The organism is Ensifer sp. Root142 (genome assembly GCF_001426785.1).
GTDB lineage: Bacteria > Pseudomonadota > Alphaproteobacteria > Rhizobiales > Rhizobiaceae > Ensifer > Ensifer canadensis.
The window spans coordinates 34,765-47,396 of sequence record NZ_LMFK01000014.1 but is presented as its reverse complement, the minus strand read 5'-3'; the positions used below and the strand labels follow the sequence as shown (position 1 = coordinate 47,396).

The window sequence follows — 12,632 nt, the reverse complement described above, 5'->3', positions numbered from 1 at the left end:
CTCAAATCTCAAGCGCCCTAAAAACAACTCTTGCCGAGACCGGTCTTGAACCTTATCCCGTCAGCACGGCAAAAACCAAAGGGAGAGAAGACGTTGGCGGGAACGATGCTTTCGATCGGGGAGTGCATGGTCGAACTGATGCAGGCCGAGGGCGGCCTGTTGCGCAAAAGCTATGCCGGCGACACCTTCAACGCCGCCTATTATGCACACCTGTTCCTGCCGATCGACTGGTCCGTCGCCTATTGCTCTGCCGTCGGCACCGACACGGTTTCCGACGAAATGCTCGCCTTCATGGCCGAGAAGGGCATCGACACGGCGGCCGTCCGCAAAATCAAGGGTCGCACGCCGGGCCTCTACATGATCCATCTGAAGGACGGCGAGCGTAGCTTCTCCTATTGGCGCTCGGCTTCAGCAGCGAGACTTCTCGCCGATGACCCAGAGCATCTGCGCCGCGCCATCGAGGGCGCCGATCTCATCCTGTTTTCCGGCATTACCCTTGCGATCCTGGCGCCCGAGGCGGTGGAAACGCTGCTTGCCGAACTGCGCCGCGCCAAGGCCGCGGGTAAACGCGTCGTCTTCGACCCCAATATCCGTCCTCGCCTTTGGGACGACGCCGAGCGCATGCGCCAGACACTGACGGATGGCGCCCGTGCCGCCAGCCTGGTGATGCCGAGCTTCGACGACGAGGTCACGCATTTCGGTGACGGCTCGATCAAGGCGACGATCGAGCGCTACAAGGCGCTGGGTGTCGCCGACGTGGTCGTCAAGGACGGGGAAAAGGGTGTGACGCTGGCGTTCGAGGGATCAGAAGCAAGCCACGTCCCGGCAACGCCGGTCGAGCGCGTGGTCGACACCACCAGCGCCGGCGACAGCTTCAACGGTGCCTTCCTCTCGCGTCTCGTCACGGGCGACACGCCGAGTGAATCTGCAGCCTTTGCCGCCCGCATCGCTGCCGGCGTCATCGGCCATCACGGCGCGCTGGTCGACAAGAACAAGCTCGTCGACTGAGGCATCGCCGCAGCCGACCGCCGCTTGCGGATTTTGGGCATGATAGCATCCCTTGCGCGTCAAAATCGACGCGAGGGGCTGCAAAGACACAGACGCTGCCGCCGATGGCTCAGCGCTTCTTGCGCTTATTCTCGAAGGGATTTTCCGACGCGCGATAGTGGATGCGGATCGGCACGCCCGGCAGGTCGAAATCGTTGCGCAAGCCATTGATCAAGTAGCGGGTATAGGATTCCGGCAGCGCGTCGGGCCGCGTGCACGAGATCATGAAGCCCGGCGGGCGGGCCTTCACCTGCGTCATGTATTTCAGCTTCAGGCGGCGGCCGGAGACAGCCGGTGGCGGATGCTGCACCTGCTGGGAATCGAGCCAGCGGTTGAGACGCGCCGTCGAGATACGGCGGTTCCAGGTCTTGTCGGTGTCGATGATCGCCTGCATCAGGCGGTCGAGGCCGTAGCCGGTATGGCCGGAGATCGGTATGGCGCGAATGCCGCGCGCCTGCGGCAACAGCCGCTCGGTCTTTTCGCGAAGATCGGCAAGCACGGCCTGCCAGTCCTCGACCAGATCCCATTTGTTGAAGGCAAGCACGGCGGCCCGGCCTTCGCGAATGATGAGATCGACGATCTGCAGGTCCTGCTTTTCGAACGGAATGGTCGCGTCGAAGACGATGACCACCGTTTCGGCAAAGCGGATGGCGCGCAGCGCATCGGCGACCGAAAGCTTCTCCAGCTTCTCCTGCACCCTGGCCTTGCGACGCATGCCCGCGGTGTCGAACATCTTGATGGTGCGGCCGCGCCAGTCCCATTCGACCGAAATCGAATCACGGGTGATGCCGGCTTCCGGCCCGGTCAAAAGCCGGTCTTCACCGAGGAAGCGGTTGATCAGTGTCGACTTGCCGGCATTCGGCCGGCCGACGATCGCCACGCGCAGCGGCTTGGTCTCGTCATAGGCAGGCTCGGCCTCGTCGTCCTCTTCCGCCGCTTCGCCGGTGGTCGGGCGCAGGTCGATATCGGTCTCGGCAACGTCGTCTTCCTGAGGATAGGCACGGTCTTCGCCGATCGCAGCGACGATCGCGTCGCGCAGATCGAGCATGCCCTGGCCATGTTCGGCCGAGATCGGGCAAGGATCGCCAAGACCGAGCGTGAAGGCGTCATAGAAGCCGCCGTCGGAACCGCGGGCCTCGGACTTGTTGGCGACGAGCACGACCGGCTTGCCGCGCCGACGCAGCATCTCGGCAAGTGTGTTGTCGGCCGGCGTCAGGCCCCCTTTGGCGTCGACCACGAACAGCGACAGGTCGGCCTCGTCGATCGCGGCTTCGGTCTGCGCCCACATGCGGCCCTGAAGGCTGTCGGGTGCGGACTGTTCCAGGCCGGCGGTATCGATGATGCGGAAGCGCAAGTCGATGAGCTTGGCATCGCCCGGACGGCGGTCACGGGTGACACCCGGCGTATCGTCGACGAGCGCCAGCTTCTTGCCAACCAGACGATTGAACAAGGTGGACTTGCCGACATTGGGGCGCCCGATGATGGCGACGGTGAAACTCATGAACGTATCCGTTTCCGTCCTGAAGCGCTGCACGTCGTCAAGACATACAGCGCTCCAACACTTTGAAAATCAACATATCCTTTCCAAAGGCCGGTGCCGGCCTTCAGGGATATGCGCTTAGGCTTTGCCGCTCGCGGCAATCACGTCGAGCAGCATCTGCGCCCGGCCTGCAACATTGCGCGGGCTCTGGGGATCATCGACGATCTGTTGGAACCAGCTCTTCGCCTTGGCGGTATCGCCGGCCTTGTAGGCAGCAAGGCCAAGCGCCTCACGGGCCGAGTGGCGCATATTGTTCTGCGGCACGGCCAGTTGTTCGACTTCGGCCGAAACCTGGTCATAGGTGCCGGTATCGACCAGCAGATAGGCGGCGCGCAGGCGGGCGGCGTCGCGAAGCGCCTCAGGCAGGCCGGTGTCTTTGCCGATCTCCGAGAACGCCTTGATGGCGGCATCGGTCTCGCCCTTCTCGGCCTGCAGCGTCGCCGCACGAAGGCGAGCCAGCACCGGATAGGCGCCATAGCCGTCCTTCTGCAAGTTGTTGAGGGCGGCCAGCGCCTCGTCGGCCTTGTTTTCCTTGGCGAGGTTCAGCGCCTGGAGGAACTCGTCGCCGGACTTCGACGACGCGTTGTCACGCCAGTAGTCGTAGCCGACCTTGCCGATGGTTCCGAGAACGATGAGCACGGCAATCGCCACGATGACGCTGCCGAAACGGGCCCAGATGTTCTTCATCTGGTCCGAACGCAGTTCTTCATTCACCTCGCGGATAAAGCTGTCGTCTTGGTTCGCCATCGATTGCCCCGGCCTCTCGGCCTTCCCTGCACGCTATTAGGATTTTGCGCCTTCTACCCGATTTTGCGGCTGTTGTAAGGGGGCGCGCGTTATTTAGCCGACAACCATAGGCGAAACACCGATCACCAGTTCGTGCAACTTCCACACAATCACGCCATAAAGGGCCGCACCAAGCACGATGGCGATGAGGTCGTAGCGATAGGAAACGAACGCCGGATAGGTGATTTCGCCGGCGCGCCAGCGCTTTTTCATCGAAATGCGCAGGATCACCGCCCAGACGAGGAAGGTGCCGAAGAGCAGCACCGACGACGCCTCGCCATTGGCAAGCAGGTGGGCAAGTGCCCAGATCTTGATTGCGAGGATCGCCGGATGTTTTGTGGCCGCGCGGATCTTGCCCGGGGGCAGATAGGCGGCCACAAGACAGATGCTGGCGATCAGCATCAGGGTCAGCGCGATGTGTGCAAGAAAGACCGGGGGCGTATAGAGCATGCCGGTGGTGGCGCGCGCCTGATCGAAGCCATAGGCAATCAGACCGAGGCCAACAAGCGCACAGATACCGTGGATCGCATGCCAGGCGCCGGTGCCGCTGCTCGATATCACCGATGCGCGCAGGCCGGGTGCAAAGCTGCGAACGAGATGGATGCCCAAGAAGATCACGATACCCAATATCAGTAGCGCCATGTCGTCACCCGTCCTTCATTATTGTTCTGTCGGCTATCGACATAGCCGGAGTGCACAGAAATTTCCAGACAGATCAAAGGATTGCCGCATTCCTGGATAAAGGGACGGCATACGCAAATCGTCGCAGATATCATGATCCGAACATTTATTGCCCTTTCCCTCGCCCTTTGCCCTGCCCTCGTCGCGGCTGCCGAACCCACGCCCGATATGGCCGCACCGACCGTTCCTGCCAAGGACAAGCAGCTCGTCATCGTGTCTTTCGATGGGGCGCATGACAACGCGCTGTGGGAGAAAAGCCTGGCGATGGCCAAGCGCACCAATGCGCATTTCACCTATTTCCTCTCCTGCACGTTCCTGATGACGCGCGCCGACGGCAAGCAGAGCTACAGACCGCCGGGGCTGAAACCGGGTCGTTCCAATGTCGGCTTTGCCCAGAGCCGAGAGGAAATCGCGGCCCGCGCCGGTCACATCTGGCAGGCCCATCTCGACGGTCACGACATTGCCAGCCACGCCTGCGGCCATTTCGACGGCAAGGGCTGGACGAAGGCCGATTGGCAAAGCGAATTCTCGACATTCGACATCGCCCTGCGCGATGCCTGGAAGAAGGCCGACAGGCCGGATGCCGAGCCGCAAGGCTGGGCGGAATTTGCCCGCACCGGCATCAAGGGTTTCCGTGCGCCCTACCTGTCGCTGAGCGACGGCCTGCTGCCAGCCCTGAAGGCATCGGTCTTTACCTATGACGCGAGCCTGGTGACCAAGGGGCCGGGCTGGCCGATGGAGAAGGACGGTCTGCCGCGCTTCGGCCTGCCGCTGATCCCGGAAGGGCCGTCCAAGCGGCCGGTGATCGGCATGGACTACAATCTGTTCGTGCGCCATTCCATGGGTATCGAAAACAAGAAGGACAGCGCCACCTTCGAAGCGCGCACCTACGAGGCCTACAGACAAGCCTTCGACAAGGAATATGCCGGCAACCGCATCCCGCTGCAGCTCGGCTTCCATTTCGTCGAGATGAATGGCGGCGCCTACTGGCGCGCGCTCGACCGGCTGCTGACCGAGGTCTGCAGCAAGCCTGATGTCGCCTGCGTCAGCTACGCCCAGGCGCTGCCGATGATCGAGCAGGCAAAAAAGAAGGCGGATCGCTCCGCCTTCTGATTGGTCCTCTCCTGGCCCAGCTTAGGCCAGTTCTTCCTCGCCACCAACCGCGATGAACTTCTGCTCGATTTCCGGCAGGGGCTCATCGTCGATTGCCGCTTCGAAGGCGCGCAGACGCTTGTAGATCGAAAGCAGTTCGACAATCGTCGGCCAGGATGAAACCAGGTACTGAAACGACGACGTCACCTGCCCGAAGGCACCCGAGATCTGGTTCAACGCGCCGAGTGTGATCTTGCCGGCGATGATCGACGGCGCCAGGATCAGCAACGAGAAGATGCCGTTGATCTGCAAATAGAAAATGCGGGCGATGTTGAAGTAGAGATAGTGGAAATAGAGCCGGAAATAGTTCCGGCGAACGTTTTCGAAGAGATCGGCGACCGTCGGCGGCTGAGCGCGATCGGCGTGGTCCTCACCATAGACCAGTTCCTTGCGGTAGGCCGCTTCCACACGCTGGTTGCGGAACTCGAGGCCCGGCAGCTTAATGCCGACGAGCGCCAGGAACACCGTGCCGAACAGCGACCAAAGCACAGCGGCCGTAACCAGCGGATAGGGAATGTCACCGACGATCGGCAGTTCGGTGACATTGGCCGAAAGCCGGATCAATACCGGCGTAAACGCAATCAGCGTCATCACGCTGTCGATCAGGCTGACGCCGAGGCCCTCCACCGTCGTGGAGAAGCGCATTGTGTCTTCCTGGACACGCTGCGAAGCACCTTCGATACGACGCAGCTTGCCCCAGTGGGCCATGTAGTACTCGTTCATCGCCGTGCGCCAGCGGAAGATATAGTGGCTGACGAAGAAGCGGGTCATGACCGCGACAGCGACAGCGACCAAGGCGATACCGAGGAAGACGGCGATTTCTCCGTAGAACTCTGCCGCGGTCACCACCTTCGTCTTCGAGACGATCGCCTGAATCAGATCCCAGAACGGCCCGTACCAATTGTTGATCGCGACGCTCACCTGCACCTGGAAATAGGTGACGAAAAGAATGAGGGCTGAGCCGAGGATCGACCAGTTCTGCCAGGGATGTGGCGAATAGACATACCAGAATGCTGCGAACAGCCCGACGACCAGCCCGAAGTAGAGATAGAACCAGAGGAAGGCGGGCGACCAGAAGGCAGAAATCCCGGTGATCGGCGGCGCATCCGAGGGCAAGGGCGGCATTCCGAAGACTGCACCCAACTGCTCGCCTTCACCATACCAAAAGGCGATGGCGACAAGCGACCAGACGACAAAGGAAATGAAAAAGAGCTTCGGCTTCGGGAAGAAAGATAGGAACAAAGTACGGCACTCTCGTTTCGGGGGAGGAGAACAACTCGCCTCTCGAAGCGCCGAAACTAGGGCAAAGCACCTTTTTCAACAATCAGGTAATATGAACGTTACCGTTATTTCATCATGTGTTACGGCAAGCGGCGCAACCTTCCCGCCGCCGCTCAGCGCGGCAGCGCCGCTGCGATCCGCCTGAGTTCGGCAACGATCACCCCGCCGCAGACGAACAGCACCGCGGCCGCGATCAAGGTCGGCGCTGCAAAGCTGCCGGTGCGCTGGGCCAACCAGCCGGCAACCACCGGACCGATGATCTGGCCGATACCGAAGGCCGCCGTCATCAGCGCCAGTGCCTTGCGCGGACTTTCCGGCGCCAGATGCCGGCCGATCTGCAGGCCGTAGGCGGTGATCATCATGAAGGTGGCGCCCAGCATCAGGCCACCGGCAAGCGGCGCATAGGGCAGCGGCAGGCTGACGGTGAGCACAAGGCCGACAGCCTCGGCCAGAAGACCGATCGCGTAAACACCGGCAAGCCCGAAGCGCGGCACGGCGAAGCGCCAGAGATAGACCGACAGCGCTGCACTTAGGCCCGTCAACAGCCAGGCAAGGAACTCGATGCTGTGGCCGCCGCTCGCGTCGCGGGCCATGGCCACCAGGAACGTGGCCGTGATCACGTAACCGAAGCCGAACAACCCATAGGTCAGCGTCACCACCGTCAGGGGGCGGGTCCAGGTCAGCGGCTTTTCACGTGCGGCGCCGTTGCCGGAGACGGGACCGGCCGGCAGCATCAGAGCGACGACGACCGTGCCGACAAGCGCGACAAGAGCGCCGGTGAACCAGTCGGCTTGCGACGCTGAAAGCCCGGCGGCGCCAGCGAGAGGTGCCAACCAGACGCAGAGCGAGGAGAAGGCGATGCCGAGCCCGACGCCGCCGAAATGCATGGCCGGCACATGTTCAGACCGCGCCAACAGCCCGTGACCAAGGACGATGCCGGAGATGAAGATCATCGAAAACGCGCTGGCAAGGCCGGCGAGAAAGCGGATGAGACTGAGCACCAAGACCGAGGACGTCAGGCCCATCGCCGCCAGCAGCAGTGTGGTTGCCGCGAGCGAAGCAAGCCCGATCCTTCGCTCCTGCCCATGCGCCCAGCCGTAAGCGCCAAGCACGGCGCCGGCGAGATAGCCGACGAAATTGGCCGAGGCGATGAGGCCGGCATCCGCCGGCGATAGGCCGAGGTCCGTCATCATCGCCGGCAGGATCGGCGTGTAGGAGAAGCGGCCGAAGCCCATGGCGACCGCCATGGCAATGGCGCCGGCGGTAGCGGTGGAGGCGAGGCTTGCGTGATGTGGTCTGTCGATCGTGGTCATAAGCAGTTTTATTGCACTGCAAAACGAACACCACAAATCACTATAATTGAATGTCCTATTGAAGGAATCGAACGATGGCCCGTCAGCCGGGCAGCGTCACCACCAACGGACCGCCGCGCGTGACGACGACCGTGTGCTCATATTGCACGGTCGGTGCCCGCGGTTCGCTGTAGAGCGTCCAGTCGTCCTTGTCGCCGCTCTCGGCCCAGTCCGCGCCCATCGAGAGGAACGGCTCGACGGTAAAGACCATACCGTCGGTCATGCGCCGCCGCTCGCTCGGATCCGGCCAGGTCGCGATCTCCTTCGGCTCCTCGTGCAGCGAGCGGCCGATGCCGTGGCTGGCAAGGTTGGTGACCAGCGAATAGCGGTTCTTGCGGGCGAAATCGCCGATCGCATTGCCGATCGCTGCAAGCGACTGGTCCGGACGCACTTGCTTGAGGCCGACCCACATCGCCCGCTTGCCGTCACGGCAGAGGCGGTCGATGGCTGCCGAGACCGGCGGCACCGGAAAGGAAGCGCCGGTGTCGGCGAAGATGCCGTCTTTCTCAGCCGAAACGTCGATATTGACGAGATCGCCGGCGCGGATGATGCGGCTGCCGGGGATGCCGTGGGCGATTTCCTCGTTGACGCTGATGCAGGTGGCGCCCGGAAACTGGTAGCAGAGTTCCGGCGCAGAGCGCGCACCTGCCTCTTCCAGCACCTTGCGGCCGATGGCATCCAGTTCCGCCGTGGTGATGCCCGGCTCGAGCGCTTCGCCCATAGCCTGCAGCGCATTGGCGCAGATGCGGCCGATTTCCTTCAGCCGCAGCAGATCTTCTTCGTTGTTGAGGGTCATCCGTGTCTCGCTTTCGTGCCCACATGTAACCGGTCGGTGCCGGATTTTCCAGCGCCGACAAGCGAGACATGAACGGCCTGTGGCGGCTCAGGCCGAAACGGTCTGTCCGGCCCCCTGCTCGGCAAGCGCCTTGCGCACCAGCGGCGCGACCTTGGTGCCGTAGAGTTCGATGCCGCGCATGATCTGGGCATGCGGCATCGGGCCGATCGCCATCTGCAGCAGGAAGCGGTCGTTGCGGAAGAGCTTCCAGTTCTCGACGATCTTCTCCGCCACGGTTTCGGGGTCGCCGAGGAAGAGATTGCCGGCAGGGCTGCGCGCCTGGTCGAAATGCGCCCGGTTCGTCGGCCCCCAGCCGCGCTCCCGGCCGATGCGGTTCATCACCTCGGCCTGCGGGCGATAAAACTGGTCAGCGGCAAGATCGGTCGTATCGGCGATGAAGCCATGGACATTGATGCTGGTCTTCAGCTTTGCCGGATCCTGGCCGGCACGACGGGCGGCCTCGCGATAAAGATCGAACAGCGGAGCGAACCGGCGCGGCTCTCCGCCGATGATCGCAAGTGCCACCGGCAGCCCGAGGGCACCGGCACGGGCAACCGACTGCGGCGTGCCGCCGACGGCGATCCACAGCGGCAGCACCTCCTGCAGCGGACGCGGATAGACGCCGCGATCGCTGATCGCAGGGCGCATCTCGCCCGCCCAGGAGACCTTTTCCGCTTCGCGCAGCGCCATCAACAGGTCGAGCTTTTCGGCAAAGAGCTGGTCGTAATCGTCGAGCGACTGACCGAAGAGCGGGAAGGACTCGATGAACGAGCCGCGCCCGGCCATGATTTCGGCCCGGCCGTTGGAGAGAAGGTCGAGCGTGGAAAACTGCTGGAACACGCGCACCGGGTCGTCCGAGCTCAGCACCGTCACGGCACTCGTCAGCCTTATGGTCTTCGTCCTCGCGGCGGCTGCCGCAAGGATGACGGCTGGTGCCGAGGCTGCATAATCAGGGCGGTGATGTTCGCCAAGGCCAAAGACATCGAGGCCGACCTGATCTGCCAGTTCGATCTCTTCCAGCAAATTGGCAAGCCGACGCTGGCCTTCCCGGCCCTTGTCGGCAGCGTTCGGATCGACATCCGCAAATGTGTAAAGCCCGAGTTCCATGATGCCCATCCTATCGTTGTTCTACCGACAGATAGTTGGCCCCGGCGAAAGCAGCAAATGCGCGTCCGGGAAACACTGTGTTTCCCGGATGATGCCAAACGGCGCTTGGATCAAGCCAAGGGTCCGGGGCGAGAGCGTTTCCGGTTTAAGCGGAGTCGCAGAAACGCTCTATCTCCTTGTTTTTACGCATTTCCTGACGGAAAACCGCTTCGCACTTTTCCTGGAAATGCTCTAGGTCAGCGTGCGCTTGACCGCATTGCGCCAGCCCTTGAGCTTCGTCTTGCGCGTCGCTTCGTCCATCGCCGGCTCGAAACGGCGATCGCGCGCCCAGGACTTGGCGAACTCCTCCTGCTTCGGCCAGACGCCGGCGCGGCTGCCGGCGAGCCAGGCAACGCCGAGCGCCGTCGTCTCGAGGATGGTCGGCCGGTCGACCGGCGCATCGAGGAGGTCGGAAAGCCGCTGCATCGTCCAGTCCGAGACGACCATGCCGCCGTCGACGCGCAACACGGTTTCCTTGCCGTTGCTGCGCCAGTCCTTGTGCATGGCTTCGAGCAGATCGCGCGTCTGGTAGCAGACCGCTTCGAGCGCGGCACGCGCAAACTCGGCGGGCCCGGTGTTGCGGGTCATGCCGAAGATCGCGCCGCGAGCGTCGGGATCCCAATGCGGCGCACCGAGACCGGTGAAGGCCGGGACGAGGTAAACCTCCTGCGACGGGTCGGCGCCTTCGGCAAGCGTGCCGGTGTCCGGAGCCGCCTTGATGACCTTCAGGCCGTCGCGCAGCCACTGCACCGCCGCGCCGGCAACGAAGATCGAGCCTTCGAGCGCATAGGTGGTTTCGCCATCCAGCCGGTAGGCAATGGTGGTGAGCAGCCGGTTCTTCGAGCGCACCATGTCCTTGCCGGTGTTGAGCAATGCGAAGCAGCCCGTGCCGTAGGTCGATTTCAGCATGCCCGGCTTGAAGCAGGCCTGGCCGATGGTGGCGGCCTGCTGGTCGCCGGCAACACCGAGGATCGGGATCGCCGTGCCGAAGCGCTCCTTGTCGGTGACGCCGAAATCGGCGGCGCAGTCCTTCACCTCCGGCAACATGGCGCGGGGAACGCGCAGGATGTCGAGCAACTCGTCGTCCCAGGCATTGTCGGCGATGTTGTAGAGCAGCGTGCGCGAGGCGTTGGTCGCATCGGTGACGAAGGACTTTCCGCCTGTCAGCCGCCAGATCAGGAAAGTATCGATCGTGCCGAAGCAAAGCTCGCCCTTGGCAGCTCTGGCCTGGGCGCCCTTCACATTCGACAGCAGCCAGTTGAGTTTGGTGCCGGAGAAATAGGGATCGAGCAGCAAACCGGTCTTCTTGGTGAAGGTCTTTTCGAGACCCTGTTTCTTCAGCTTGTCGCAATAGGCTGATGTGCGGCGGTCCTGCCAGACGATGGCGTTGTGGATCGGCTTGCCGGTTTCGCGATCCCAGACCACCACCGTTTCGCGCTGGTTGGTGATGCCGATGCCGGCGATATCGCTTGGGGAGATCCCCGCCTTCCTGATCGCCTCGTTGACGGTGACGACGACGCTATCCCAGATTTCCTCCGGATCGTGCTCGACCCAGCCGGATTTCGGAAAGTGCTGCCTGAATTCCTTCTGGTCGAGGCCTGCTACCTGCTGCTTGCCGTCGAAGACGATCGCCCGGCTCGATGTCGTGCCCTGATCGATCGCGAGAATATATCCGCCCATATGCCCCTCCCCGGCCTCACATCACGTGTCTCGACGCCCTTCCTCTTGGGCGTGGCGTCCATTTCGAAAAACTTCAATACGATGGCAAAACGAATGTCAAACGAAAACAAAACGCAAGAAATCGTGACAAGGCCTCCCGCCGCAACTCTGCGTCGGCGGCCTGAAAAACACAATTGTCACCTCAGCGGTTTTACGCGTAGGTTGACGCTGTTGCGCCGCAAAAAACGGGCAAGATCAGCGGCGCTGCAAAGGGAGAGATCAGGAATGACGAGAACTGCGGTCATCACCGGTTCGACGAGCGGCATCGGCCTTGCCATTGCCAAGGCTTTTGCCAAGGGCGGCGCCAACATCGTCTTGAACGGCTTCGGCACGCCGGACGAAATCAAGGCTGCGACGGACGAAGTCGGGGCGCTCACCACGGGAACGGTCATCTATCACCCGGCCGACATGACGAAGCCGGACGAGATCGCCGACCTGATGGCAACGGCGGCAAAACGCTTCGGCAGCGTCGACATTCTGGTCAACAATGCCGGCGTTCAATATGTCGAGAAGGTCGAGGATTTCCCGGTCGAGCAATGGGACCGGATCATCGCCATCAACCTCTCCTCCTCTTTCCATACCATTCGCGCCGCCCTGCCCGGCATGAAGGCAAAGGGCGGGGGCCGCATCGTCAACATCGCCTCTGCCCACGGGCTCGTCGCCTCGCCGTTCAAATCGGCCTATGTCGCCGCCAAGCACGGCATCATGGGGCTGACAAAGACCGTCGCGCTCGAAGTTGCGGAAAATGGCATCACCGCCAATTCGATCTGCCCGGGTTATGTGCTGACCCCGCTGGTCGAAAAGCAGATCCCGGATCAGGCCCGCACCCGCGGCATCACCGAAGAGCAGGTCATCAACGACGTAATGCTCAAGGGCCAGCCGACCAAGAAATTCATCACCGTCGAGCAGGTAGCGTCGCTCGCCGTCTATCTCGCAAGCGATGATGCGGCGCAGATCACCGGCACGCATGTTTCCATGGACGGCGGCTGGACGGCGCAATAGAGAGCCGCCCGTCCATTGAGACGAGGCGGACGACGCCCTAACTCTATGAAAATGCGCATGGTCCGTCGCCGGGAACGCTTCCGGTTTTTGC

Annotated in this window: 11 protein-coding genes; 3 read left to right on the top strand and 8 right to left on the bottom strand. The window is 62.4% G+C overall.

The features are described 5' to 3' along the window. The first annotated feature begins 93 nt into the window (after positions 1 to 93). Complete coding sequence (locus ASD52_RS17530; RefSeq protein ID WP_025427999.1) at positions 94 to 1,008, top strand: sugar kinase; 915 nt, start codon at positions 94 to 96, stop codon at positions 1,006 to 1,008. Positions 1,009 to 1,117: 109 nt separating this feature from the next. Here ASD52_RS17530 and der read toward each other — a convergent pair whose 3' ends face one another. From der to ASD52_RS17515, 3 genes are all read right to left on the bottom strand, one after another. Then, positions 1,118 to 2,548: a ribosome biogenesis GTPase Der gene (der, locus tag ASD52_RS17525; RefSeq protein ID WP_025428000.1), complete on the bottom strand. Its 1,431-nt coding sequence runs from the start codon at positions 2,546 to 2,548 to the stop codon at positions 1,118 to 1,120. Between the two features lie 117 nt (positions 2,549 to 2,665). Further along, on the bottom strand, positions 2,666 to 3,334 hold the full coding sequence (locus ASD52_RS17520) for a tetratricopeptide repeat protein (RefSeq protein WP_025428001.1): 669 nt from the start codon (positions 3,332 to 3,334) through the stop codon (positions 2,666 to 2,668). Positions 3,335 to 3,427: 93 nt separating this feature from the next. Next, positions 3,428 to 4,015: an NnrU family protein gene (locus ASD52_RS17515; RefSeq protein ID WP_025428002.1), complete on the bottom strand. Its 588-nt coding sequence runs from the start codon at positions 4,013 to 4,015 to the stop codon at positions 3,428 to 3,430. A 132-nt stretch (positions 4,016 to 4,147) separates the two neighbouring features. On the opposite strand from ASD52_RS17515, the gene ASD52_RS17510 reads away from it, so the two are divergent. Further along, the gene (locus tag ASD52_RS17510; RefSeq protein ID WP_025428003.1) at positions 4,148 to 5,167 is read left to right on the top strand and encodes a polysaccharide deacetylase; all 1,020 of its coding nucleotides are present in this window, start codon (positions 4,148 to 4,150) and stop codon (positions 5,165 to 5,167) included. 21 nt (positions 5,168 to 5,188) lie between these two features. Here ASD52_RS17510 and sbmA read toward each other — a convergent pair whose 3' ends face one another. From sbmA to glpK, 5 genes are all read right to left on the bottom strand, one after another. Continuing rightward, the gene (gene sbmA, locus ASD52_RS17505) at positions 5,189 to 6,448 is read right to left on the bottom strand and encodes a peptide antibiotic transporter SbmA (RefSeq protein WP_025428004.1); all 1,260 of its coding nucleotides are present in this window, start codon (positions 6,446 to 6,448) and stop codon (positions 5,189 to 5,191) included. 152 nt (positions 6,449 to 6,600) lie between these two features. Next, a complete protein-coding gene (locus ASD52_RS17500) occupies positions 6,601 to 7,800 on the bottom strand; it encodes an MFS transporter (protein WP_164474910.1) in 1,200 nt (399 codons plus the stop codon). 82 nt (positions 7,801 to 7,882) lie between these two features. Continuing rightward, a complete protein-coding gene (map, locus tag ASD52_RS17495) occupies positions 7,883 to 8,635 on the bottom strand; it encodes a type I methionyl aminopeptidase (RefSeq protein WP_025428006.1) in 753 nt (250 codons plus the stop codon). Positions 8,636 to 8,722: 87 nt separating this feature from the next. Further along, positions 8,723 to 9,781 carry an LLM class flavin-dependent oxidoreductase gene (locus ASD52_RS17490; protein WP_025428007.1) on the bottom strand — a complete coding sequence of 353 codons (1,059 nt, stop codon included), beginning with the start codon at positions 9,779 to 9,781 and terminating at the stop codon, positions 8,723 to 8,725. Between the two features lie 231 nt (positions 9,782 to 10,012). After that, positions 10,013 to 11,500, bottom strand: a complete 1,488-nt coding sequence (gene glpK / locus ASD52_RS17485; protein ID WP_025428008.1) for a glycerol kinase GlpK — start codon at positions 11,498 to 11,500, stop codon at positions 10,013 to 10,015. Between the two features lie 264 nt (positions 11,501 to 11,764). Here glpK and ASD52_RS17480 point away from each other — a divergent pair, with 264 nt between their 5' ends. After that, positions 11,765 to 12,541 carry a 3-hydroxybutyrate dehydrogenase gene (locus tag ASD52_RS17480; RefSeq protein ID WP_057224988.1) on the top strand — a complete coding sequence of 259 codons (777 nt, stop codon included), beginning with the start codon at positions 11,765 to 11,767 and terminating at the stop codon, positions 12,539 to 12,541. Positions 12,542 to 12,632: the final 91 nt, after the last annotated feature.

What these genes read in the sequence shown, in the direction of transcription:
- glpK (WP_025428008.1), bottom strand. Translation starts at nt 11,500, where the DNA reads ATGGGCGGATATATTCTCGCGATCGATCAGGGCACGACATCGAGCCGG.
- ASD52_RS17510 (WP_025428003.1), top strand. Translation starts at nt 4,148, where the DNA reads ATGATCCGAACATTTATTGCCCTTTCCCTCGCCCTTTGCCCTGCCCTC.
- ASD52_RS17500 (WP_164474910.1), bottom strand. Translation starts at nt 7,800, where the DNA reads ATGACCACGATCGACAGACCACATCACGCAAGCCTCGCCTCCACCGCT.
- ASD52_RS17515 (WP_025428002.1), bottom strand. Translation starts at nt 4,015, where the DNA reads ATGGCGCTACTGATATTGGGTATCGTGATCTTCTTGGGCATCCATCTC.
- der (WP_025428000.1), bottom strand. Translation starts at nt 2,548, where the DNA reads ATGAGTTTCACCGTCGCCATCATCGGGCGCCCCAATGTCGGCAAGTCC.
- ASD52_RS17480 (WP_057224988.1), top strand. Translation starts at nt 11,765, where the DNA reads ATGACGAGAACTGCGGTCATCACCGGTTCGACGAGCGGCATCGGCCTT.
- ASD52_RS17520 (WP_025428001.1), bottom strand. Translation starts at nt 3,334, where the DNA reads ATGGCGAACCAAGACGACAGCTTTATCCGCGAGGTGAATGAAGAACTG.
- ASD52_RS17490 (WP_025428007.1), bottom strand. Translation starts at nt 9,781, where the DNA reads ATGGAACTCGGGCTTTACACATTTGCGGATGTCGATCCGAACGCTGCC.
- map (WP_025428006.1), bottom strand. Translation starts at nt 8,635, where the DNA reads ATGACCCTCAACAACGAAGAAGATCTGCTGCGGCTGAAGGAAATCGGC.